The sequence below is a fragment of the Candidatus Nitrosocosmicus agrestis genome, assembly GCF_008389435.1.
Taxonomy (GTDB): domain Archaea; phylum Thermoproteota; class Nitrososphaeria; order Nitrososphaerales; family Nitrososphaeraceae; genus Nitrosocosmicus; species Nitrosocosmicus agrestis.
In genome coordinates this window covers 1-25,498 of the sequence record NZ_VUYS01000016.1, presented here as the reverse complement: position 1 = coordinate 25,498, position 25,498 = coordinate 1, and the positions used below count along the sequence as shown (strand labels likewise).

Sequence of the window (25,498 nt, the reverse complement as noted above, 5' to 3'; positions counted from 1 at the left end):
GATTAATCAAACAGGTATGTGAATATGCTCAAAGGTTACAATTTATTTTTGCTCCTTTATATTTCGCAGTTATTGGTGCCCAAGTAGATTTGTGAAGGATCAATTTTGAGGCCCTAGTTATCTCAGCAATAATAATAGCAATAGTGATATTGACAAAGATAGCCGGATATAGGATACCCTCCCTCAAAATTTTAAGAATAAAACACAATCAATGAGTAGTATTGGAAAGATTTGAAAAGGAAAGGTTGGTTTGATGGTTCCAAAGTGAGTTATCACGGATTATGTTATTGTCGAATATTTATACATCCATAATTATCATGGTTGCCATTAACACCGTCATCACGCCAATATGGTTAAAAAGTGCTTACAAGAAGAATGTATCAAGTAATGTCTAATACTTTGTATCTAGACTATGAAGTAATTTTGAGCTCATTAAAATATTAGGAAATAAAAGATAATGAATTAACCTTTAGGTTTGAATTTGAATTTGAATTTGAATTTGAATATATGTAGAGGTTACTTCCAATTCTTGACTTAGATCAGCACAATCGGCAAAATAAGTATTAATTTGGTGGAAATTCGGTCAAAAGTAGGTCTGATTTTTTATCATTGCTTGTATGAAAAGTAATTAGGAAATTTTATAGAAATAGTGATCAAATAGAATACCTATTGAGCATTATATCCCGTTTGTATGTGAAGCTTGATAAAATTACACTATATAAAAAGGTCAACCAGCGACGCTAAAATTAGCTAAAATACTCTGCTCTATAAAATAAAATATATTTAAACCTTTACTAGAATTTTGTAGTTTTTCATCGCTTTTGAGCCAATTCTTACTGATAAACAAAAGCTCGTCCTATGCCAGGGACCACAAGTAGCCAGAAGGTCTTAGATACTAATCAACCAACCAATTAAATTCAGCGAAAAGGATATTTTGTATTAATAGATTATCTCCAAGTTATTATTTGTATTAGTATTTAAGCAGGCCATATCCATCTCTGAAAGAGACTGGTTTTATATTATTACTACATGGTTTTTTCTCACCGAGTATAATACAATGGTGTATCACTATGCCTCCAAACAATAATTTACCTGTAGGACGACTTTGTGAATATCATAACTGGACGACATTTGACAAGGATACAGTACAACCAAATAAGGAAAGGAGTATCCCTACAATAAATCTCAATTATTTTGCATATCAAAAATGTATAATATTTGTTGTACATTATTCAAAATTAATAACAAAATGAGAATCAAAGATACGATATTAAGAGGATTTAAACAAGTATTCTAAAAAAATTATAAAAAAGAAAAATTGAATTATTCATAAAAAAAATTCAATTTGATTTAGCCTATCAGTTACCCGTCTTGTTTAACTCTTGACTCATTTGATAATTTGATATATAAGGTTCTGGAAATCCAACTCTGTCTTCAGGGCATCCAAATCCACCCAATAATGCTTTTCTTACCACGTTATCAGAAATCTGAACTGTAGAGTTGTCAGATGGGCCTTCTTCGCCAGAGGGCAAGCATGAGAATGTCACATCAAAGTTAGTTCCATTAATGTTTCCATAAATTCTATAATCATATGTAGTTGCAACAGTTGGGTAGAATGGCTCGGATTCATAGCTTCCCAATTCTCCAAATGCGGGTTCAAGGTTGGATGTCATGTTCTTGTCACCGGCTAGAATTTCTACTTTCAACATGTCTTCAAGACCGGTAATTGGTTGAGTGCCATTGGCTCTAGAGTTAGTAGGGTCGGTAGCATTAGGCCAAATAGCTCTAAATTCAACACCTGTTTTATCGTCAACTTGTGCAGGCTCATTCAGTGACCCAACCACAAACAAATAATCTTTACCATTTATCTCAAATAATGCTCTTTGATGAGCAAAAGACATTTGTACTACTGGAGTCATTAGCATAGAGACTGCCAAGATAACTCCTAGGACTACGTAAGGAATACTATTCATCGCAGATTTTATCATATATAACATTATAATGTTTTTTGTACAAAAATCGAATAGAAATTTAATATCTTTATTTCATCTTGGGTTTAGAGGTTTGGCGACAAAATCTAGTGCCATAGGTATTAATAAAACCTTCGAAGGTTGTACAACAAGGATTATAAAATTTGTTGCCTAATCATATATACAGATGAAATTTCTCTTTGTAGTCTTTTTTGCAATTCTGTATATAGTTGGGATGAGTATTTCGTATATTCCAGTTTATGGCCATGCAAGTCCTACAACTTATAGTCCTACACCAAATCAAGTCCTCAAATCTTCTGATTCATCGCCAGATAAGGTTACCATCACTTTCACAGAAAGACCAGAAATAAGGGCAAGTAGCATTAAAGTAATTGATCAAAACAACGAGAGAGTAGATAAAAATGATTTGAAGAATGGCGATTCAGATAAAACATTAATAGTATCTCTCGACAGTTCAAAGGTCGTTCCTGGCATATATACAGTAAATTGGGCTGTCCTGTCCAAAGACGATGGTCATATTACAAAAGGATCTTATGTATTTACAATTGAGGATAACAAGGCAGAACAGAATTCAAGTCAAGGGATTCAAACAAATACAACTCAAGCTTCCGGATTTTCCAAAAATATAACCACACAGGATAACGTTGTCCTTGACTTTAATGTAAATCCAGCTAAGCCAGGTCTAAATACATTTAGTTTAGGCGTACATTACACAAACGGTACAGATGTTGAAAACATTAGAAACATTTTCTTGCAGTTTACTAATGCCGAAAAGAATCTTGGCCCAATAGGCGACACCATGAATAAAACACACAGTGGAAATTATTCTCTTCAAGGGAGTTATTTGAGTCAGGAAGGAGAATGGCAAGTGAAAACTACAGTTCAAAGGATAGGTCAGTATGACATTAATGAGAATTTTGAGGTACCTATAATGAAATAATTTTTTAGTCATAGTATCAAATCGATCTTTATTTTTTTACAATTTGTGAAAGAGAATTTATTATCAGGCATTCAAACAGTAAGTAAATTGGTTGCTTCTGTTACGTGAGTTTGCGTGTTTGCGTCAGTAAGAACTAGCAAATCTTATTTAAGTGATTTAGACATGTCAAATTGCTATAATCTCTTGTAAAAAAAAATTATTGTCGTTTTTCATTTAGAGATTTGGCCAAGTCAAATTGAGATATGTATGGTTCTGGAAATCCAACTCTGTCTGCAGGGCAATCCAATCCACCAGTTAATGCTTTTCTTTCTACTTCATTTGAAATCTTGATCGTTGAATTGTCTGGGGGAGCATCCTCTCCCATGATTGGGTTGCATCCAAAAGTATCATTAAATTGGGTACCATTTATTTCGCCATACACTCTAAAACTATAGGATGTGGGAATGGTTGGATAAAATGTCTGAGACTCATATACGCCCAATTTCCCAAAGGCAGGTTCTAGGTCAGATGTGAGAGTTTTATTCCCAGCTTGAATATCCATCTTAAGTGAATTCTCTAACCCAGTTATAGGGACAATACCATTAGCCTCTGGATCCATGGGAATAGTCATATTTGGTGAACCAACTGAAAGTTCGATGTTAGTCTTGTCATCCACAGCAACTGGTTCGTTGGTCATCTCGACTTCCATAAGATAGTTCTTACCATTTATCGAGTACAATGCTCTTTGATGGGCAAATGAATTTTGAAAAACTGATGTTCCCATTAAAACTACTATAATCACTAAACCAAGGACCAGATTGCGAGGAATTCGATTGGTCAATGTTAATTTGTTGTGAACATTTAAGTATAAAACCTACTTTGTTCATTCATCGAATGTACCAATTAACATACCTTTGTTATGGAGGGTCTATAAGAGAATATTTTTACAGAATTATTCAGTCATTGTTTCTAGTTTCCTTTTAAAAACTCTAAACATACCAAATAATATACATGTTAGCGGTATATACGAAATGTCTATTTCAATCCAAGGGACATAAAAAATCCTTGAAATATTACTTAAATATAACAAGTCGAGAATTTCATTGCAACAAGAAACACAAAGCTAAAAATTGCGAATCGTAATCAGGTACTTCTCAGTTTTCTACGCGAAGGTATCGAAATAAAAGTCATATATATTGAAATATTAAAACTAACAATATCTGTCAAAACATGGTAAACATACAATAGATATATTGTATTTGAAGAATCAGAAAAATATACAAAAATTGAAGCTAATAAAATACAAGTACCAAGAGTCAGTCACCTTCGTTGTATATGGACTTTGTAATGTGCCCACCTACTCTAGATAGGTCATTCTCTAAACAGTATAACAGTAACAAAAAATTCAATAATTAGAAACTATACAATGATGAAATTAGTTATTTCGTATCATTATCAAAACATAGATGTATCCTGATCAAGAATCTTTATTATTACATTCGTTGAATGTACAACAATTGTTATAAATCACAACATGAAAAGACTGTTTAATAAATGACTTGACGCTAACACCGAAACAAATGCAAATAAAGTCAAATACTCTTCATGGTAGTGGATAGTGATATCGTTAGATCTATCTAATCGTTGTCATTATTTACTACCTGTGGCAATAAACATTATTTTTTATCGCAATAGGAATTTAGGTGTTGGATCTAATGACACTAATAGTAAATCTCTATTGATTTAAAATAATGAATCCCTGCTTATGACTGTCGTGTATAAAATAGTATTATACAATATTTCTAGTTATAGATTTCTCGAATAGTTAATGTAACTAAAGTATGCAATTGCATCTAAATTAAATAACAAAGAAAAAGATTGAGTTTCCTAAAAGTATTTATTGCACTTGATTGCTAAGGGTGAAGTTTACAAAGAACGTATCGTTTGAGGGTCGGTGAGCTAAAATACCATTACTATCAAAATTAACAGAACCATTTGAAACATTCTTTAATAGAGTTTCTGGTTCGAACTGATTAGTTTCAGTATACCAAATCTTTTTTGGGGTACTTGCAGTAGTAGTGCTGTTATTGTTTGCAGCAGTAGTAGTGCTGTTATTGTTTGCAGCAGTAGTAGTGCTGTTATTGTTTGCAGCAGTAGTAGTGCTGTTATTGTTTGCAGCAGTAGTAGTGCTGTTATTGTTTGCAGCAGTAGTAGTGCTGTTATNATTGTTTGCAGCAGTAGTAGTGCTGTTATTGTTTGCAGCAGTAGTAGTGCTGTTATTGTTTGCAGCAGTAGTAGTGCTGTTATTGTTTGCAGCAGTAGTAGTGCTGTTATTGTTTGCAGCAGTAGTAGTGCTGTTATTGTTTGCAATTTCTGAATAGGCTATAATATCCACAGGCTTTGATGAGTTGAATGAAACTACTCCTACATGGTTATTTGCCTCTAGACCATCTCCCAAGAACTTTACGACTTGATGACCCTCGTGTCCTTTTACATCATGAGGTACTGATGATATGTTATTATTGATAATTTCCATGTTCTCTGAAAGTTGAGCCGCAGCAATATTGGGATTTAGATAAGGATTATTTCCTATACCAAATGTTAACAAAACCGTGAGAGAAAATATCGCAGATAAAACAATAATTGGCGTTGAGACTTTTGATTTTCTCTTAAAAAAAATATTAATAGGTGTCATATTTATCAAGTGTGAATTTTACAAATAAAAAAACCTTACTGTATGTCAAAATAAAAAGGCTTGTTTTACTAAGTGAAATATAACGGCGTCACTCTGGGAGAATGGATATATAGTATACAGATGGTGCTAACAATTTGTTGTTTTACCTAAGACAGAAATGGCAAAACTATACTATATTGTTTTTGAATAGTTGACCTTGTTAATGCGACTACTAAATTATTAGACATATTATTACGATCAGAATTCACTGATAAGATGACTATATGATAAAATATTCAGAATACAAAAAAATAGAGATAGATTAAGTACTAACTTCACTAGGTTTGGGTTTTGAAAAGAGTTTTGTTTTTATCCTGTAAAGCAACAGCTTGAGATTAGATGTGATTTTATACGTTTGCATACGTATATGTATATACGAAGATGTACCACTTATTCTTTTACTATGTGATGAAACTTTACGATATTCAATCTAAATTACGGACTTACATACAAAACTAATAATCAGATGATGAAAGTTGATAATCAGCTATGACATTAGTTTAATACCAGAAGTTGACGAGCATTTTTCCTTCCGGTAGGGCACTATCAAGTAATTCATACTTATTTGACCACAATTCCAGTAATATTATTTCTTGAGAATATCGCGTGATTTTTCCAATTCAAAATAATTGATTCTCCAACAGATTGCCATCAACGGTCTTTACATACTCAGGCACATGCATATGGTATTATTAAGACCATCAATTATATTCGCCATTCAGATGTCTTGACTTATAAAAATATACTAGTGCTATAATAGCACCTAAACCGCTTAATCTTATTTCCAATTATCCATATCCACTCAAACAAGTTAAGGTGAAGATAGTTACTTGCCTGTCATTCACTACTACTCTTTGATTGTGTATGTGTTGGTCAAATATACAATTTTTATCCTCACAATAGTAACTAGTTCCGTTCGTTAGTAGAATCTTAAAGCACATAGTTCAGGTTGTCAACAATTTAATTTGTAATTCTTGAAAATTAAAATCACTCTATATTCTAGGGTTTAAGTATCCGTAGTTTAATGAATGACTTGTACTTTATACATTCTGTGGTTATTTGGTTTCAGCTTCATTCGTAGGATAAAGAAAATTTGTCTCAGTTCATACAAATTACTAGAATATCTTGGTAGAATGAATTAACTATGCTAAAAGAAAAGATAAATCTAGAGAATCTATAAAAATATTTGTGAAAGGAATCGAGTTTATTTTTTTGGCAGTTGGAGCTGTTTTAGGCGCTTACATTAGATATAAGATCACCTCTTTTCCTTTGATTTGGGGAGTAGTCGGCTCCAACGTACTGTTTGTGAATATAATTGGTAGTTTTATCTTGGGAATCTTTTCCATTCTCTTGATCAATTGGAATCTTGACCAAAAATACTCTTTGCTTGTAGCAATTGGTTTCTGCGGATCTTTAACTACTATGTCATCCTTTGCCCTAGAAAACATAACATTCATAGAAAATAAACAGATCATAAACATGGCAGTCAATACATTAGCCAATGTAGGATTATCCTTTCTTGCCTTGTATGGAGGAAGAATATTAATCCTTCAATTGCAACATTAAAAAATCTTTAATTTGACTCAAAGAAATGATCTGTCTAAATGTTATAATCAAAAAAATGATGAGTTGATGCGAAGATATTATAAAAGGTAATCTCAGATTATTTGATAGAATCAAACATACCTGCAAGTAAAGTATGACTAGAAGTTGATTGTTTTGGAAGTCAAGAAAGATCACCCGTCACTTGGAAGGTTTGAAGATAAATCCGCCGATAGAGATTAAAACCCTTGATGAAGAAAAAGAAATTGAATCTAACTTTTACCATTAAAATATAGAAGATAGTGTAATCTAGCCCTTCAAAATACTTTTAGCTAGTTAGTATATTGGGCTTAGAATAAACTACCATGTCTTTATTATTTACTGATACTATAATTTGGTTTTTTATTAAATTAATCTTGTGAAATCAATAATCACTTGATTGTAAAGATGTTAAAAAACTCACATTCTCTGATGTATTTTAAATCAAGAAATAAAAATATCCGTCTATTGAACCTAATATAACATATTATACTAAAGATTGTATGTCAGGTCTACCAAAATCGAAAGTGAAATTAAGTATTCAGGCAGCACATGAACAAATCAACCCTGCTGAATTATTGGATGATGCAGTATATTTAGACAACAAGGGAATACAAAGATGCTGGACTAGCGATCATTATATGCCATGGTGGAATACAGGTGCTTCCGGAGGTGCTGCTTGGCCCTGGATGGGGGCTGCTTTGGCAAAAACAAAAGATCTAGTTATCGGAACTGGCGTAACGGCTCCAATTCTAAGATATCATCCTGCAATTGTTGCTCAAGTATTTGCCACGTTAGCCTTTATGTTCCCAAATAGGGTTTTTCTTGGCATAGGAAGAGGAGAAGCCCTCAACGAGGTACCATCTGGAAACTCCTGGCCAACGAATAAAGAAAAATTTGCTCGTTTAAGAGAAGCCATCAAACTCATAAAAAAGCTCTGGACAGGTGAGTGGGTCAATTTTAGCGGAGAGTATTATTCTATTAGAGATTCAAAACTATACACCATTCCACGTGATCCAATTCCTATATATGTTGCAGCACTAGGTAAACTGTCGGCTCAATTGGCAGGAGAAGAAGGAGATGGATTTGTTACCAATGAATTGAATGTAACCAAGATAAAAAATATATTATTTCCTGGATTAAAAAAAGGAACATCCATATCGGGGAAAAACTTTGATCAATTTGAAAAGGTTCTATTTTTTCCTGCTTCTTATGATGAAGATAAACAAAAGGCAATTGAATCAATTAGATTTTGGAGAGGATCCATGATCAAAGCATTCTTTGACGTTGATGTACACGATCCAAGGATAATCGAAGAAAACGGTCAAATCATCGATGATGATTCACTTGAAAAGAATCTTTTTGTCATATCTAATGAAGAGGAAGGTCTTAAGAAATTACAACCATATTTAGATGTTGGATTTACTGAAATTGTATTTACCAATTCAAGTCCTGATAGAAGAAAGTTTGTCGACTTAGTAACGAAATTATCAAAGACCATAAACAATAATAGGTGAACCAACAGTTTGTTAACACATCTCTACTCATTTCTTCCATTCTGATACCATAAATAATATCATATTTTAAAAATTATTGATAGGAGATTGATCTCTTTTTTTACCTCTGCAAACAATTCCGAGACAAGAATAATGTGTCCGAACTCAAAGATGTGCAGAAATACTTAGCACAAGATGACTAGTTTCTATGTTATGCTGTTTTCACGTTTTTTTGTTTTTTTGTTTTCACCACTTGGCTTTCTTAGTTTCTTTTAGCATTGAAGGTTCACAAGTTATCACCATGTTTGTGAATACTTTTATACACATTCGCCATCAAGTTTAAAACCAATGTAAATAGAAATTGAATCTAATATACGCACAAGCAGATTTTTTTATAGCAAATGTCCAAACAATGAAAATATTTATTTCATAAATCAAGATAAGTGTATAAAAAAACATTAATAGATTATAATAAATAAATGTCAATATAACTTTGCAGATGAAGACATTCTTTATTTTTGCAACTATCTTGGTGGGAATGTCTATGGTTCCTTATACAAACTCATTAGTCTTTGCTGTTGTTGATACGAAAACTTCTGACAACCATATAAATACGTCACCATGGGATCAACCTATATTAACACCAAAGGAAAAACTCAAAATAGCGTTCCTTACCGATGGGTTGTTTAGTGATGCAGGTTGGGGTGCCTTTGGATACAATGCCGCCCAAGATATACAAGAAGAATATTCTTATGCTGTAGATGTTAAAGAAAATATTCCAATCTCAAAGATAGAAGAAACTTTGAGAGATTATGCCAAAGCAGGCTGTGATCTCATAATATCACAAGGGTTTGAATGGGGGAACCCGGCAATTAAGGTTGGTAAGGACTATCCCAATACAAAATTTGTAATTTTTACAGGCCTGGTTAATTCCAGTAACGTAGCCTCGATCTATCCAATGCAACAAGAAGGAACGTATTTGTTAGGAGCCCTTGCTGCGTCGATGTCAAAGACTGGTGTAATTGGCTTTATAGGGGGAGAACCATATCCGAACCTTATTAATATTTACGAAGGTTATAAGCAAGGAGCTCATGATATCAATCCGAAAGTAAAAGTGCTAATGACCTTTGTATATGATTGGGACAATGTCACCAAAGGAAAAAAAGCAGCCATGTCTCAAATACAGCAAGGGGCAGACTTTTTGTTGCAGGTTGCAGATACAGCCGGACAAGGTGTGATTGAGGCAGCTAAAGAAAAAGGGATTTATGCCTTTGGTGCGATATCGGACCAGAACAAGTTAGCTCCAAACACAGTTTTAACGTCTTTTGTATTAGACACTGAAAAAGTATATGATCAAGTAATAAAATCAGTTCAAAATGGTAATTTTAGTGGAGAAATTTACAAACCAGGATTGGAGTCTGAGAGAGATGGTCCCGGAGATGGCATTGTATATTTGGCCCCTTACTATAATCTCGAGGACAAAGTCCCTGAAAAAGTAAAAGAAAAATTGCACCGACTAAATCAAGATATTATAAATGGTAAAATTACTATCCCTGAAAAGTATTCTTCTTACAGTATATACGATCACCCCGAGAAAAATAATGACACTGACAATAAGAAAACAGATGGACTTTTTTGAGGTTTTCTTTCATTAATTATTTCAGTGGTGCATCCAAGGTAAAGGAAACATATTGAGTAACAGCGTCCTATTTGGGAGAAGAAAAAGAATAGTCATTATTTTAATAATTCTAGCAATTGCCGGATGCTATTCATTGTTATTCTTTCAACAATATGTTGCTGAGCAGAACATAAGAAATAATATTTTTCAAGATTATCGAAATAATCAAATAGAAACCGTAAAAGCACTTTCAGAACACATGAGTTCAGATCTTAGATTGATTTCATCTATACTTCAAGGCCTGTCAGATTCTAGCTATTTACAGCAAGGAGAACTTTATGGAGACAGAGTTGAAAATCTTATAGGTGAACGATTTGATCAAATCAATACTATTACTAAGATTGGTGGATTGTTCATAGCAGATAAGAACAATATAATAACTTATAACAAAGTAGCAGAGGGTCAAAGAAGCTTTGTTAATATAGACATTTCACTTAGAGAATACGTTAATGAAACCAGAAATACTATGAATCCTGTATTTTCAAATGGTTTCAAAGGAATTGACGGTACCTATAATATCGCGTTAACTTACCCAATTATTAATCGCGACACTGGCGTATATCTTGGTATGATAGGTGTTGAGATCCCTTCAGTCGAGTTCTTTTCACGGTATGGCAATGTGTATGAGGTGGACTCGCAATTTTTGGTGACCTATGATCGAAATTCAAATTATGTATCAACACCTAGGTCCAATTTTTTGGGCAAAAATTTATTTGGAAATGAAGTCCAAAACTTTTTTCAACACAATACTATTCAAAACAAATATTATCAAAATATTTTCAATGGTCTTGAGCGTGGCGGATATTCTTTGTATGATTTTGGAACAGGCGAAAGACTAAACACAGGTTATCCGGTTGTTGTCGATAAAGTACCTAGATACTATGTTTTTATTATTACTCCTACTGCAACAGTTTATAATGATATAAATAAAACCTTGGAAGGTGAGAGAACAAAGTTTTTTTCCTTAATAGCAGGTATATCTACAGCGATTTTAATTTTAATTCTATTTTTAGTAAAGTTAAATAGAATTTTGAATGATCAAATTAATAAAAGAACTAAAGACCTAGAGGAATCAAACAGACAACTTCAAATAGCCAATAATCAGCTGAGCAATCACGATAAATTACAAAAAGAATTTATTAACACCGCAGCGCATGAGCTCAGAACTCCTACTCAAGCTATAATGGGGTATGCCGAACTGGATTCAGACTTGTTTGACGATATTCTTAAGCACCAAAATGTAATGGAGAATGAAAAATTAAAGGGCGAACTTACTCAGATTCGTGAATTTTTTAAAGCAATCTCAAGAAATGCTTCGAGACTAAATGATCTCATAAGCAATTTACTAGATGTAGCAAGAATAGAATCAGACAGAATCAATAGTCTAAGACTTCAAAAGCAAAGAATAGATCTAGTTAGGGAAATTAATGAAGCTTTAAAATCACAACTAGAGCAAAAAATAAGGAACAAACATATCAAAATTAGTTTTGCTACCCAAAAAATAGAAAAACAATACTGGGTTGATGCCGACAAATCTAGGTTGAATCAAATTTTAGTTAATTTGATTGACAATGCGATCAAGTTTTCAGAGGATGGAAGTACAATAGATATCGAAATAAGAGAAAGAAATTATGATAATCTGAGCAAAGATTTACACAGTTCACATGATTTCAAAAACGATTTGAGCAATCAGATTTTCGTAAGTATTTCAGATAAAGGCAAAGGGATATCAGATCATATTATGCCAAAACTCTTTGAGAAGTTTAGTACTGATTCAGATATAGGGACTGGTTTGGGACTATATATCTCTAAGAGTATTGTAGAAGCACATGGAGGTAGAGTATGGGCTTTTAACAATAAAGACGGAGTGGGCTCGACATTTGTATTTAGCTTGCCTAGAGCAAACAATCCTGACGGTTCAGTCTCTAGCTAGTTACGACATACTATATGGATATTCTTTTCTTTTTCATAATTAAATTGCATTTAGATTTAAGACCAAGCGAAGAGATAATGATTTGAATGTTTGTATTTTTAGAAATTTGCCGTCTTTGCAGACTAGTAGAATATCATGAGAAACATATGTGACGATATGATAATCAAATTTCCAATCCTGTCCTGCTGTATCTTACGCTGTTAGAAATAGCATTTGTTTGATAAACAGTGTGAATAATTAATTTATAGGATCCTATATGCATATAACAGCACTGATGTATAGCTTACAAGTTCTGTCCTCAGTATAGAGATATATTTTTTTCTATATTGTTCCTTATATTATACTGTGCACTTTTTTATCAATCATGACCTAGCTATTATTGCCGTACGAATGAAAGGTGGGGAAAATATCATGACAAAAAAAGTGTCTACATATGCAAGCCTATTCAGAATTTAAATACTTTAATGAATCCTACATAATCACAGATTAATTGTAGAATTATAGGGTGGTGACCAATGCAAGGATCTTGGCAATATCCAATTTATACTAAAAAATCAACTGAATTAGCGTTAACGTCAAAGCAGCAATAGCGGCGCTAGCGGGAATGGTTATGATCCAAGCATAAACAATCTTTCTACCAATACCCCACCTCACTGCTGATAAACGCTTGGACGCACCGACTCCCATTATAGCTCCAGAAATTGCATGAGTAGTACTGACCGGTATCCCAAACCATGCCATCATAGCCAGTATGACTCCACCGCCGGTTTCGGCACAAAAGCCCTGATATGGTTTTAGGTCTGTCAATTTAAATGCCATAGTTTTGACAATTCGCCATCCACCAAAAAATGTCCCTAATCCCAATGCTAGTGCGGCTCCCATGATTACCCATAAAGGTACTGTAAATTCATCTGATTGTAAAAAACCTCCTGATATCAGTAAAGCTGTAATAACTCCCATAGTTTTTTGTCCATCATTTGCTCCATGAGTTAGAGAGAAAAATATCGAAGAACATATCTGCAACTTGCCAAATATCTTGCTAACTAACTGAGCTTTCTTTTTCTTAAAAATATATATTAAAACTATTACCAAAAGAAATGCGGCAACAAAACCCATTGCGGGAGAAACGACCATAAATATCACAGTTTTAACGATTCCTCCTAGAACTACTGTTTGTAACCCGCCTGCAATTAACGCAGAACCAATTAATCCTCCAATCAACGCATGACTACTAGAAGAAGGCAATCCTATATACCAAGTAATCAGGTTCCATACTGTTGCACCTATAAGTCCAGCAAATATTACCTCAGTAGTGGCGAACTCGGGTTCAATTATACCTTTTCCTATAGTTGCAGCGACAGCAGTTCCAAAAATAAATGGTCCTATAAAATTTGTAATAGCACTGATAGTGACTGCGTGTAATGGTTTTAAGACTCTGCTGCCTACTACTGTTGCAATTGCATTGGCCGCATCATGAAAGCCATTAACAAAATCAAATAAAAGGGCTGAAAGAATTGCTGCGATTGTTACATATAGCAATTCTTCGCCCATGATATAGCATATCTGAATTAATTCGATAAATTATATTTTTTTATTTCAAGTAAGAGAAAATTCGTATCGTATTATTTACTAGAATTATTATTATCCGTATTTTAATACGATGTTTTCACCAATGTCTGCCACATCCTGACATTTATCCAACGATGATTCAAAGATTTCGTATATCTCTTTGAATTTTATAACTTCTATGGCATTATCATTTGTTTTAAATAAATCGGCAATCGCTCTTCTATATATGCTATCGGCTTGTTGCTCATATTTCTTAAGGCTATTACAATGAGGAAGCAAATCAGAGACCTTTTTGGGGTGATTTAAAATGTTAGTTATTGAATGTATTTCTTTTGATGCAGAATTTAGAATTTGCGAAAGATTTACCATGTAAGCAGTTGGATTTCGCATATCAAAAAGCAAGAATCTGTCTGCAATTCCTTCTGTGTAATCTAATACTTGATCTATCGCACTAGCAAGTCCAGCGATATCTTCTCTATCCAAAGTTGTCACAAAGGTCTGAAATAGCGTAGTAAAGAGAGAATGAGTAATATTGTCTGAGTCATGCTCTAATTCTTTGATTAATGAAACTTTTTCTTTACTAATTTCCTTCTCTTGACTTTCAAGAACGAGTTCAACCAAATAATTCGTAGCCTTAGACAAGTTTGACGACTGTTTTTCTAATAATTGGACAATTTCTTTGTCATTTCCTTTTATCCACGAGAGCCAATTCTTTGAACTCACTTGACAATATGGAATGAGATTAAATCATTTATCTTTATCTATATCTCTATTTGAATTTGCAAAGGCGACATACCTTTTGAGATAAAAATCTAAAGCAGTCAAGTATCTTTACATAGCAAGACTTTTGATGAATTTACTTGTCACGGACCATTATCTTATACGCTGGCAATCGAGATATCTGACAAGTCTAGATTAAAAAACATGGGACAAAAAACAATAGAAACCAAATTAATAATTCTTAATAGTCATCTTCAGAAAATAAGACTTGATCAGATAATATTTTAATCTCTAAAATCTATTTATCAACAACCAACAACTAGCAACAATAATCAAGCAAGCCCGACATACAACACATTTCGTTAAATTCTATTATTAATTAATTATTTACAAAAATATATTACAAAGACCACCAGGCCTAAATATAATATACTGAGTTTACAAAAACTGTAATTATTATCAACAACTAATTTCTTTATTGCTTGGGTGCATTATGTCATACATATTAAAGCTTGAACATGTACGTAATCCGACAAAGAAATAATTGATCCTATTAATAATTTAAAGGAAATCGATAAATCGTTTTGATAAATAAAAAGAAACTATTTATCATTTTATATTACTAATTTTTTTGGCATTGAAGGTTAAGACACATAACTTGGAATTTACAATGGTCTGATCTATGGTCCAAATATCTTTTCCAAAGCATTAGTTATACCAACCAAAAAATCATATCTAATGATTTACCAAAATTGAGAAACAAAAATTTAGCGTTTGATTTTATATATTCGTAAATATGATTTAAATTGCCAATTTTTTTAGTAACATATTCACAACTTGCTATCCAAAGTTTTTCATGTAGATTATTTGATAGAAAAACACAATTCATCCAATTCGATGAGTAGAATATGAAACACCATAAATCATTTGAGAGAATAAATAGTGCAACTCTTTAATCCATCGAGAGTTTTTATTGTAGATTGAATTAAATATTTGATTTATCAAAATATCAAAAATATCTAATTATTACTTTACAGTCCATACTGCGGTCTTTAAAGTTAAACTAATAAGAGTGGTTACCATTGTCCTCATATTTTCTAATTGTGCAATTTAATGAATATTGGATCGGTTACTTTCAAGGCTAACTCAAACTTTTCGAAACTGTCGTAATAATACGCTTCAAACTAAAAGATGGCATTATTTATTCAAACAAAATCATTTTTTTCTCTGATGTTTGTTAGCAATTAAAATTTGTTTGGTACATATATATTTTATTTATAATATCATGTATAAAACTCACTATATGGAAGCCGAAATAAATTGGGAAGATGTTAAGAAAAAGGAGGCCAGGGGATCAGGTGATTTAGATCTAGGCGAAGTACACGAAATTGAATGTAGTGATATAATTGTAGAGAAAGGCATTATTGATAAGATCTTTTATCGCATACCAAAGAGCCTTGCCATAAATTTTGACGGACATGTACTTCATCTAAACATATCTAAAGAAAACCTAAAAAAATATGAGATAGAATCACTAGCTCCATCAATTACTGAACAGTTAGAATCCACAACAGAAATCAATGCTGGGGGTGGAAGTAGTGGTGGAATCCAAATGGAGGATAAAGGGCCGTAACAAGTAGAAATCAAAGGGTTTTCAAAAGAATATCTAAAATTAAAACATGTAAAAAAATCTTGAAAATTGATTCAAAAGTATAATTACATATCCAATAGGTAGAGCAGTTTCATTGCATGAATTTTTGGTTATATTATTTTAAAAATATATAAGAATAATATAGTAACGATCATCCTCATTATAAAATTTAATGAATGGATATTGGTTATAGTATCAATCTTTTTTTATTAGAAAGTCCTACCTTTCAAATAATAACTTTAAGCGTAACCTAAAAAAGCTCGATTATTTTCCAAAATGTAATAAGGACTTTGTCTGTATTACTAAATAGTCGTTTATATCCTTATTATCTATTTAATGTGAAGATAGCGTCATTCTGAAAGAATGAGCATGATCAGATTTGGGGTATTGCTTATTAAATGTGATGGTATCATACAGACAAGCAAGTTAATGAAAAGTAGAGAAGAATCTCTCTAGTTTGAGTTTTTTTGAGTTCGTTAGGTTGTTAATACTTCTACACGATTAACTGCATAGAATCATTTATTTGGTTGTAATAATTTGTCTGAAGAGATAATTGTGGAATTGTATTAACAAACTATAACATGAGGCATGTGCTGGAATGCTTTAGTATTGACATCGGACTAAAAATTGTTAAAATATTTATTTCAAACATCGATATTTTTATCTAAACTTTGGTAACATGAGAAAATCGGTATTTTTACAAAGTCTTAAGTCTGATAATAAATTTTGCCCCTATTCTCGTATAACAAAAAATTATGAATAGGTGAGTTTATTATAACAGATCTTAAATCATCAAAAAAATAGTCATAACTATCATATTAATAAATCTTTGAGTTTTTACAAAGTCAAAATCGCTCAACATAATGAAGTTTCTCCATTATACGGATATGTCATCCTTAAAAACTAGATTGACCATATTGAATCATGGCAAATTATGAAAACATAAAGAAATGTCTAGATGAAAGTGGTGAAGTGATGATAAGGCTAGACAACAACGAGAGCATTGAATTACACAAGCACAACGTAAAGTTTGATGATGCTTCACAGGAGATTATCATTGATGCAGGAACTGAAACCTATTGGATAGGTGCGGATAAAGTATCTTATTATTGGATTCATAAAGAAGGATTTAGTAAGGAGTAAATCATTTTACTTTTTTAACTCAAATACAATATTGGCTTTTAATTATGTATAGTAAATAATTAAGTAAATATTGAATTTGGTCATCCCATTTTTTTGATACTATCTATATAGTTTTAGAGTATTATCAATCGTTAATTTGAAAATGATCGTTTGGTATTGTAAAGTCCATCTTATCATATTGGGGAAGTTGAGTAAAATTGAATCAATAAAGAGTTGGGTTAGAATCTAAGAAAATCCAAAGTTAATTATAATTAAATAGGCTCATTTGAAATTATCTGCATACCTGATAATTTGCTTGGTAATGACGCTTATTTAGTTGATTATATAGGAAATTATCATAAAATCTGCTTGAATAATTTGATTGTTCATTGATTAAATTGGATAGAATTGCATCTTGACATTCTAAAAAATTATTATGGTGTCTAGTTATTTATTTAATGTTAATTCAACTAATCTTGATGCATTTTAACAAGATAAAGTCAAATCATCGTGAATTTTATTTAGTGGGCAGCATATTAGTCTTGTTGCTCATTGCCGCATCATCCCCAAACAATATTTCTGCACAACAAAATTCCTCAGCTAGTGTTACCAGTGCTATTGACATAAAACCAAACATTAACGCCGAAAATATCTTTAATACAAAAACAATGACATTGGGCAACAATATAAAGGGACTGGTCATCCTAATTCCAGATGAAGTTCATCATGGCGAAGGTGAAGATGACGAAGCAAGATTCTTGAACCAACATTTTGTACCTGACAACGTGGTAGTTAACACAGGAACTACAGTAGTATGGTTTAATGGCGATGTGGGTCATGAACATACCATAGACGTTAAAGATCAAAGAGGCAATTCGGTCTTTAATACGGGTGAAATTACAGATCTCCAGTCATCAAAGCCATTTATCACAGCTAGCCCTGGGATATATAATTATGAGGCACAAGGCGACCCAGGTGTGACTATGACTGGCTCTATTGCAGTAGGAAACATACAATATCCAGTAATATCTTCTTCAAGCCCGGATAATGCGAATTCAAACACAAGTAAAAGTGATACAGTGGGACTGATAATGGTTCCAACTCAAGATATAACCAATTATATCCAACAGATAAATTCTGCAGGAATTACCGTAGACAATACATATGACTTTAAAGACTTGAGAGGCGGACAAAAAGGAACTGGAGACACCCAAACCTTGATTGTGTGGACAACTGCAAACAAAGACTTGAATGAAACCCTTTCATCACTAAGCGAAATATCGGCAGATTTGCCTTATAGCTAGACTAGTTTTTTTATTTCATTTGACAAGATTTGATAATTATTTTTTTTTGATTGTATCTTGCTAAAGGATTAGATACAAAATTTAATAGTTCGGGATACACAGAAGATCGCTGTTGATGTGATATTTCATCCTTAATCAATTTTCGTTTGCTACACATTTCTAATCCAGAAGGAAATGACTAGGCCTTTGTATAATATGCAGAGTTTAACAAGACATTAACAGATTGTTTGCAGATTGTAAGAGTCTTGTAAAAGGTGTTGGTAAATAGAGTCTGTAGAGCTCATTAGATAAAATAAGAGGTACCGGCTAGTGATAAAGGGGAATTGCATTTATGATCAATGATATTACCCAATTTACAGAATTACTAGATAAAATCCTAAGACCTTATGTTGAAGTACTTACATTTGGAATTGACATAGCGGCCGGTTTAGTAATAGTAATATCAGCAATAATTGCCTTCGTTTCGTTCTTGAAAATATTGACAAAGTCACGTACGGTTCAAACACATGAGAAAGAAACTATAAGATTGAGCTTAGCACGAGGAATGATTCTAGCGTTGGATTTTGAAGTGGGAAGTGATATTCTCAAGACAATACTCTTACCAGGTGTAAATGAGCTGGCAATACTTGGAGTGATTGTGGCAATCAGAATTGGCTTGAGCTGGTCGCTATCAAAAGAAATAAACAGGCATCATGACATAAAGACCAAAATAGACACAGACCTTGACAAATCAAACGACACTGAGGCAAAATAACGCATTTTTTTGTTACCCGATCGGTAAAAATTGCTGTCTGTTATTGCTCCAATCATTATAGAGATTCTTACAATCATAACACAGATTCTAGATTTCATTGCAGTAACAAATATTGCAATATCTATATTCCAGTTTGTGGTATCCAGATTCTTTGCTAGACATGATTTTGTTTTTCCTCACTACAAAAAAAGACTTGGTGGCAGTAGTAGTAGTAGTAATAGGAAATACAATTTCTTTAAAATGAAACTATTTGGAGGAAATATCTGTATAGGAGATCTAGTCAAAGGACTCTTACTTTCTTTAGAATTCGAATCCGCCAGTGCAATCTTAAAATTGGGAATTTTTACAACAAGTATTACTTTGTTATCTGAACCTCTATCAAGTAACTTGGACAAATTTGCTTTCTTTGTTGGAATTCTTACTCTAAGGATAGTGCTGAATCAATCATTAAGAAAATATGAAATCAATTAATTAGTACGATGGAGTCACGATTATCCAAATTACATAAGGATGACATTTTGATTATGGCATACAATACTCTTTTTAAATTAAACCTGCTATTTTATTGAAAAAGATTTTGGAAATGTAAATTGAATCGGAACATGTTGGCAATATCATTGATTTCATTTGGTTTTAACTACAAAATAATGAAAATATATGCAGGTCATTTGATAGTCAAAAGTAACTATCTGCCTTTGCCACGACTTGAATAGGCATTTTTATGTGATGAAGAGCAATAACCACAATAATCTGAAATTCCTCTCTTGCCATGGCACATACATTCGCATTTATTACCTGAAGAAAATTTTTGTCTCACATATTTTCATAATTGGTAAGGCTTATAACGATTTAGAATAAATATAAATTATTTAGAATAGTATTATTTCATATAAATATGCGCTAAATCAGCGTTTATTTGTGAATACTATTAGATTTTCGTGAAAATTGATAAAAATAGTTATAGTTGTACAAAATAGCACAAAATCAATCGAGCCTTGTTGGAGATTTTTTGTCTTGCATATCTTTCCTTTTTAGCAATCATTGGTATGCTACTTCCCAAATACTGTCCTCATAGAAATCACTGCTTCGATGGCGAGGGTGAGTGAGTGAGTGAGTGAGTGAGTGGATTAGTATATCAATTAGATGCAATTGTAGCATATTATAATTTGCATATTCGACTAAACTGGTAAGATTATGGTAATATTTCTGTAAATTAGATCAATTTAGTATGTAAATTATATACCATGACTCTATCACATTCTGATATCAATAATGCCGTGCAAGGGAATTTGTCATAGACATAAAGGTAAGAAGGAAAAGATAACTAATATACATTATAAACCAGGTCAAAAGCGTTGCACTGAATGTGCTATATTTATCATGTGGGATTCAATCTATTGTCCTTGTTGTGGCTACAAATTAAGAACCCGGTCATTTAGGGGCCTAGGAAATAGAAGATATCAAAAAGAGGATGAATTAAAGCGATATTAATAATAAACATCTTTTATATATCACCAGGATTATCGGTGATCATTTTATAATGCCGTGCAAGGGAATTTGTCATAGACATAAAGCAATTAAAAGAGGTAATACTAGTTCCAGGTATTCAGAGGGACAAAAACGTTGTCAACGCTGCGAGATATATATTACTTGGAATATTTCAGTTTTTTGTCCTTGTTGTGGTACTAGATTAAGATATAAACCCAGAAATGGCAAATTAAAACTAAAATATAACAAGATTAAGGATGAAGAGAAAAAGCAGGTTCTAATACGGTGATATCTTTATCCTGGATACCTGAAATACATATTTTTATTCTTTCTAGGATTAAAAATACTGCACTAATAAGGTGAGCGTCAAAAGAATGCCTATTTCTAAATGATTCAAACATTAGAAATTGCTTGACAAAACCTAGATTTCCTATCCTGAACTAGATGAAAACATGGTTTGAATTATCAAAGATAGAACCATCTCCAAAATATCTTTTCTTAAACAATCCCATAATTAGATGTTAGTAAGGTGAAGTTGCTGACTTCTAAATAAGTTGGACTAAAATTGCCCTATGGTAAGGATGGTAATTCAAATCGCATGGTAAAAGTTATTCTTTAGGTGAAGTTTGTCCTTCACTAAACCGCCTGGCGAATTCTTTATTGATCTCTTCATCTTTGATAATTTCCCCTCTTCGTCCTGGCGTTCTCATCATTTGCTGTCTTACGCGTCTTCTTTCATCGTCCAATTCATTATAACCCCTATCGTTATCATAAATCTGTTGTTTTTTGTTTTTTAATTCTTGAGAGTACCTTATTCTAAATGCTTCCTCTTCATCCACAGGAGTGCGCACATCGACCGTGTTAGCCCCATTTTTATTATGGTTTATGACCTCAACATTCTCATCAGACTGTTCCGAAACCTTGCGGGAAACTTTTTCATTGATATAACTTTTTTCTATAGCCATATCCTTATATAACGCTCGACACTTTTAAACGTGCGATTATTGTGAGTGATTTTCAAGATTGCTACAGCCGTGTCTATTTAATACTGATTTATAAAATCTGACTAATTTACATTGGTTCGTACAATCAACTTAGTAAGATTTCCACTTCATAGAGAAACACGGAAACCATAAAGGAATTTTACATTTAATTGGATTAGATGTGGCTTGACGCGAGAGTAATAATAATAATAATAATAATAATAATAATAATAGCCATTCGCCTCGCTATTATCATCCGACCATCAAGAAAAAATTATCAAGCAGATTACCCCAAGGATTCATGAATTCTTGAATCCTTGTATCAGAATTATCTTTTGTGGTTTAGAGTCAACTATTTATTGAATGTTTTAATCTTTTGACCTAAACCACTAAAAATTGCGTGTAAATCGCCAACTGCCATTTTGAAAGGTTTCAATATATCGATTTCCTTCTTCATTAAATTTAATCCGAGTATAACCATTCTTTGGATTTTGAGATTGATTTCTCTTATTTATGACTTCTATTAACTTTCTTCCCACATTATATACTATATTTCTTTGTATAAGAACATTTCTATTTCTTAGCAATAGCAATATTTATACACTAAAAATTAGGCTTCAATTAGATTTATACTTTAATACAAATATTTATAATCGAAAAAATTATCTAAAATATTTCTTAATGTCGTAGAAAAATAGTGTAAATTCTCACATCTACTCATCCATCATTATCATCCTCATCAGCAAGAAGACTATTGTATAATCAAGTTACTACATTTCTTACATCATGAAGGTCATCAATTTTGAAATAATTTCTCTTACTAGATTTCAAGACAAATGTCTAAGTAATACATTGGTGTGATAAATTTACAAATAGAGAATGTATTTAAGAAAACAAAGATAATAAATATATCTTTTGTAAGATGCAGTGAAAATGCCTCACAAAAATACGATTCTATAAAACTGATAATTCTCTACTCCAACTAATCGCCAGGACGCTAGGTTAGTGCAGAAGAAAACGTACAGTCATATCACGATTGTGCAACATTATTAATGGTCATATAAAGGCTGAAATCAGATTTCTGTGACTACTTACCATTTATAATACAATAACGATTGGAAGATATGTGGATACAGGATTTAATTCTATATCCAAACAATATGATATTGGGTCAATTCCGTTGCTAAAAATGTAAACGCTTGATCTATCCTTGTTTAGTTGATTTTTTGTTTTGATTCCATATTTTCTTATCATATGAAAATATCCATTTTTTCTTCCAAAATACAAACAAGGATAAGACTGTTATGGCAACCATCACCACTATTAAAAAGCCTAGGTATCTAGGTATTTCATTCAAGGTATTTAGATCAAACCCTTGTAATCCTAATACACTTACCAAAAGTGACAGGGGCAATACAATGGCAGAAAAAACGGTCAGAACTCGCATTACTTCATTCATTTGCAGGGAAATACTGCTAGAAAACAAGTCTCTTGTAGAATTTATAGTATCTTGATAAGATTGAATCATTTCAATGAGCTGGTTAATATTGTTGTATACAATATGGAGATATTTGATATCATCTTTGTCTTTTTCCATATTTACGTGATAGTTTATTACATTTCTTGCATCCCAAAAATACCGTCTTAATGTAATTACCTGTCTTGACAAAGTATCCAAATAGATTAATACTTTCTGAGATGGTCGATATTGAGCATCCTTTTCAATATCAAATACTTTTAGTTCTATAGCCGTTAAAAGTTGTTCATAGTCCTCTATAATACTTGAGATTATGCTATAGTAAAGTGCATCGATTGAGGATTCTAAGATCGTTTTCCTGTTTGAAATAATCGTTTTCACTTTTGTTACCAAGTCTATATCACCTGCATGAAAAGTCCATAGCATGGTATCTGACACATAAAAGTACAATGGATGTGATTCCAGATGCTGTAAATCATTAAATTTTAATACAAGCAAAATAGCAAACTTACTTTTATTATCTATTTCAATAACGCCGGGTTTTTTAGATTTTTGTCTGATCCTGTCCATTGCTTTTGTATTCAATGAAAACTCATTTTCAAAGTTTGTAATATCCTCTTTTGTAGGATCTGCTACGTCAATCCATACATTATGGTTTTTGTAACTATCTTTGATCATGACGCCTTTGTCTTCTATCATTTCATCTTGATTATAATAGAAGATCGTTTTTTGCATTATATCTGATAGTATTCGAAGTATTTAATTTCATTTAACTTGATAAGGGCAACTGATGTGGTTACTATCAGGATCAATTTATCTAAAGACCACATCTGCTTCCTAAATAAAATAGGATATTCTGTTAAAGATCCCAATTGACGCTATCTGCTAATTATGATAAATATTTGCACAACAAGCATTTGATTTTAAACTACTAAAACTAATGGAAGATAAATATAAAATACTTTTTTTAAGTAAGTAATAAAATTCCCTCTATATGATGTAACAGTATCGTACTTTATCGTATAAGGTAAAAAAAATAAACAAATGATGCAAATGCTGAAAAAGAGAAAAAGTAGACAGATCCGAACAAGAAAAAATACAAGCAACCAAAATAACTTTGATTAATATAAAATTATAGTAATCGCACCTATTTGGTCTTTTGACATTATAAGTTTGGGTTGGTCGGATGTGGGAATCAAATTTACTGGTTTCAATTGAAGGTTCGTAGAAAATTTATATGATTTATAGTGTATGCAAAATTAGTAATGTTACTTACAATTAATTCTAATTCTGTTGCCTAACTATATTTAATTGGTTTGATTGATTCTATTCTTATAAACAGATATTTTATTATCTGTCACTACCTTTCCTTAACTGTGTTGATGTCCCTTCTTAAAGTAACCCATGTTCTTCATATACTTATATTTTGTTTATAAAAAAAATAAATATTTAATTGGGTGTTAATTTAGTAGATGGTATTGATGCAAAATCTGTTTTTATCCTTGTTATTCTTTAATTACCCATTCATTAGGTATGCAACATTTATCAAGGATATACAACACACATTCTTGGTATTTATGCTCAAGTGTGATTCTTGCTGTGATGATCTCTTTAATATAAAATAATCAATAAGAGTGTGTCATCTACATTTTTTGATGCTGTATAGTATCGCTCTGTAAAGTTAATTTTGTTAGTCTAATTTTGCGGGATGGTCAATATATTATCGCGAGAAGAATGAAAATAATGGATGTGATGATTTATAGCTATAATAATCTTATCTAAAATACATTTAGATGCAACTAATGTAACAAGATATATCAGATATTTTTTTCCTCATTCAACAATACAGTATTTTGAAACTACATTAGAATATACTATAAAAACTATTATTCCTAAACAATCATGTTATGTCCATGTCTATTAGCAATGAAGATTCTTCTTTAGAATCCGATCAAATCACTAATAATAAAAATAACAAAGTTGTAGTAATTGGCCTTGGTCAGCTTGGGCTTCCAGTTGCGAAATATGTCAAAGAACATGGCTTTGATACTTATGGTTATGATATCAATCAAAAGGCCATGCAATCAGCTGAAACCAA

General features: G+C 32.1%; 18 protein-coding genes. 12 read left to right on the top strand and 6 right to left on the bottom strand.

Features of this window, described 5'->3' with window-relative positions; translation table 11 throughout:
• Positions 1-1,070: 1,070 nt before the first annotated feature.
• A complete protein-coding gene (locus tag F1Z66_RS10665) occupies positions 1,071-1,253 on the top strand; it encodes a hypothetical protein (protein ID WP_149863606.1) in 183 nt (60 codons plus the stop codon).
• Positions 1,254-1,358: 105 nt separating this feature from the next.
• Here F1Z66_RS10665 and F1Z66_RS10660 read toward each other — a convergent pair whose 3' ends face one another.
• A complete protein-coding gene (locus F1Z66_RS10660) occupies positions 1,359-1,973 on the bottom strand; it encodes a hypothetical protein (protein ID WP_149863605.1) in 615 nt (204 codons plus the stop codon).
• A 232-nt stretch (positions 1,974-2,205) separates the two neighbouring features.
• On the opposite strand from F1Z66_RS10660, the gene F1Z66_RS10655 reads away from it, so the two are divergent.
• Positions 2,206-2,931 carry a copper resistance CopC family protein gene (locus tag F1Z66_RS10655; protein ID WP_159357448.1) on the top strand — a complete coding sequence of 242 codons (726 nt, stop codon included), beginning with the start codon at positions 2,206-2,208 and terminating at the stop codon, positions 2,929-2,931.
• 196 nt (positions 2,932-3,127) lie between these two features.
• Here F1Z66_RS10655 and F1Z66_RS10650 read toward each other — a convergent pair whose 3' ends face one another.
• Positions 3,128-3,694 (bottom strand): hypothetical protein, encoded by a 567-nt coding sequence (locus tag F1Z66_RS10650; protein WP_149863603.1) that lies wholly within the window; start codon positions 3,692-3,694, stop codon positions 3,128-3,130.
• Positions 3,695-6,832: 3,138 nt separating this feature from the next.
• On the opposite strand from F1Z66_RS10650, the gene F1Z66_RS10640 reads away from it, so the two are divergent.
• The 4 genes from F1Z66_RS10640 to F1Z66_RS10625 all read left to right on the top strand — a co-directional run bounded on the left by F1Z66_RS10640 (position 6,833) and on the right by F1Z66_RS10625 (position 12,332).
• Positions 6,833-7,210 (top strand): fluoride efflux transporter FluC, encoded by a 378-nt coding sequence (locus F1Z66_RS10640; RefSeq protein WP_149863601.1) that lies wholly within the window; start codon positions 6,833-6,835, stop codon positions 7,208-7,210.
• 542 nt (positions 7,211-7,752) lie between these two features.
• The gene (locus F1Z66_RS10635; RefSeq protein WP_159357446.1) at positions 7,753-8,742 is read left to right on the top strand and encodes a TIGR03557 family F420-dependent LLM class oxidoreductase; all 990 of its coding nucleotides are present in this window, start codon (positions 7,753-7,755) and stop codon (positions 8,740-8,742) included.
• Between the two features lie 523 nt (positions 8,743-9,265).
• Positions 9,266-10,360: a BMP family lipoprotein gene (locus F1Z66_RS10630; protein WP_159357445.1), complete on the top strand. Its 1,095-nt coding sequence runs from the start codon at positions 9,266-9,268 to the stop codon at positions 10,358-10,360.
• Between the two features lie 52 nt (positions 10,361-10,412).
• A complete protein-coding gene (locus F1Z66_RS10625; protein WP_149863598.1) occupies positions 10,413-12,332 on the top strand; it encodes a sensor histidine kinase in 1,920 nt (639 codons plus the stop codon).
• A gap of 546 nt (positions 12,333-12,878) precedes the next feature.
• On the opposite strand, the gene F1Z66_RS10620 is transcribed toward F1Z66_RS10625, so the two are convergent.
• Both F1Z66_RS10620 and F1Z66_RS10615 read right to left on the bottom strand, forming a co-directional pair.
• Positions 12,879-13,883 carry an inorganic phosphate transporter gene (locus tag F1Z66_RS10620; protein WP_149863597.1) on the bottom strand — a complete coding sequence of 335 codons (1,005 nt, stop codon included), beginning with the start codon at positions 13,881-13,883 and terminating at the stop codon, positions 12,879-12,881.
• Positions 13,884-13,973: 90 nt separating this feature from the next.
• Entirely contained in the window at positions 13,974-14,624 is a 651-nt protein-coding gene (locus F1Z66_RS10615; RefSeq protein ID WP_159357444.1) for a DUF47 domain-containing protein, read from the bottom strand.
• A 1,300-nt stretch (positions 14,625-15,924) separates the two neighbouring features.
• Here F1Z66_RS10615 and F1Z66_RS10610 point away from each other — a divergent pair.
• The 5 genes from F1Z66_RS10610 (at position 15,925) to F1Z66_RS10590 (ending at position 19,923) form a co-directional block, all read left to right on the top strand.
• Positions 15,925-16,254 carry a hypothetical protein gene (locus F1Z66_RS10610; RefSeq protein WP_149863595.1) on the top strand — a complete coding sequence of 110 codons (330 nt, stop codon included), beginning with the start codon at positions 15,925-15,927 and terminating at the stop codon, positions 16,252-16,254.
• Positions 16,255-17,196: 942 nt separating this feature from the next.
• Positions 17,197-17,415, top strand: coding sequence for a hypothetical protein (locus F1Z66_RS10605; protein WP_149863594.1), 219 nt, complete (start codon positions 17,197-17,199; stop codon positions 17,413-17,415).
• A gap of 503 nt (positions 17,416-17,918) precedes the next feature.
• A complete protein-coding gene (locus tag F1Z66_RS10600) occupies positions 17,919-18,698 on the top strand; it encodes a hypothetical protein (RefSeq protein ID WP_149863593.1) in 780 nt (259 codons plus the stop codon).
• Positions 18,699-19,029: 331 nt separating this feature from the next.
• Entirely contained in the window at positions 19,030-19,452 is a 423-nt protein-coding gene (locus F1Z66_RS10595; RefSeq protein ID WP_149863592.1) for a DUF1622 domain-containing protein, read from the top strand.
• A gap of 30 nt (positions 19,453-19,482) precedes the next feature.
• Positions 19,483-19,923 carry a hypothetical protein gene (locus F1Z66_RS10590; RefSeq protein ID WP_149863591.1) on the top strand — a complete coding sequence of 147 codons (441 nt, stop codon included), beginning with the start codon at positions 19,483-19,485 and terminating at the stop codon, positions 19,921-19,923.
• 1,625 nt (positions 19,924-21,548) lie between these two features.
• Here the strand turns inward: F1Z66_RS10590 and F1Z66_RS10580 are convergent.
• Positions 21,549-21,905: a hypothetical protein gene (locus tag F1Z66_RS10580; RefSeq protein WP_230207524.1), complete on the bottom strand. Its 357-nt coding sequence runs from the start codon at positions 21,903-21,905 to the stop codon at positions 21,549-21,551.
• 1,222 nt (positions 21,906-23,127) lie between these two features.
• A complete protein-coding gene (locus F1Z66_RS10575) occupies positions 23,128-24,135 on the bottom strand; it encodes a magnesium transporter CorA family protein (protein ID WP_149863589.1) in 1,008 nt (335 codons plus the stop codon).
• Positions 24,136-25,313: 1,178 nt separating this feature from the next.
• Here F1Z66_RS10575 and F1Z66_RS10570 point away from each other — a divergent pair.
• A partial coding sequence (locus F1Z66_RS10570) for an NAD(P)-binding domain-containing protein (protein ID WP_230207523.1) occupies positions 25,314-25,498 on the top strand: 185 nt, incomplete at its 3' end.

What these genes read in the sequence shown, in the direction of transcription:
- F1Z66_RS10665 (WP_149863606.1), top strand. Translation starts at nt 1,071, where the DNA reads ATGCCTCCAAACAATAATTTACCTGTAGGACGACTTTGTGAATATCAT.
- F1Z66_RS10660 (WP_149863605.1), bottom strand. Translation starts at nt 1,973, where the DNA reads ATGAATAGTATTCCTTACGTAGTCCTAGGAGTTATCTTGGCAGTCTCT.
- F1Z66_RS10655 (WP_159357448.1), top strand. Translation starts at nt 2,206, where the DNA reads ATGAGTATTTCGTATATTCCAGTTTATGGCCATGCAAGTCCTACAACT.
- F1Z66_RS10650 (WP_149863603.1), bottom strand. Translation starts at nt 3,694, where the DNA reads ATGGGAACATCAGTTTTTCAAAATTCATTTGCCCATCAAAGAGCATTG.
- F1Z66_RS10630 (WP_159357445.1), top strand. Translation starts at nt 9,266, where the DNA reads ATGGTTCCTTATACAAACTCATTAGTCTTTGCTGTTGTTGATACGAAA.
- F1Z66_RS10620 (WP_149863597.1), bottom strand. Translation starts at nt 13,883, where the DNA reads ATGGGCGAAGAATTGCTATATGTAACAATCGCAGCAATTCTTTCAGCC.
- F1Z66_RS10610 (WP_149863595.1), top strand. Translation starts at nt 15,925, where the DNA reads ATGGAAGCCGAAATAAATTGGGAAGATGTTAAGAAAAAGGAGGCCAGG.
- F1Z66_RS10605 (WP_149863594.1), top strand. Translation starts at nt 17,197, where the DNA reads ATGGCAAATTATGAAAACATAAAGAAATGTCTAGATGAAAGTGGTGAA.
- F1Z66_RS10595 (WP_149863592.1), top strand. Translation starts at nt 19,030, where the DNA reads ATGATCAATGATATTACCCAATTTACAGAATTACTAGATAAAATCCTA.
- F1Z66_RS10580 (WP_230207524.1), bottom strand. Translation starts at nt 21,905, where the DNA reads ATGGCTATAGAAAAAAGTTATATCAATGAAAAAGTTTCCCGCAAGGTT.
- F1Z66_RS10575 (WP_149863589.1), bottom strand. Translation starts at nt 24,135, where the DNA reads ATGCAAAAAACGATCTTCTATTATAATCAAGATGAAATGATAGAAGAC.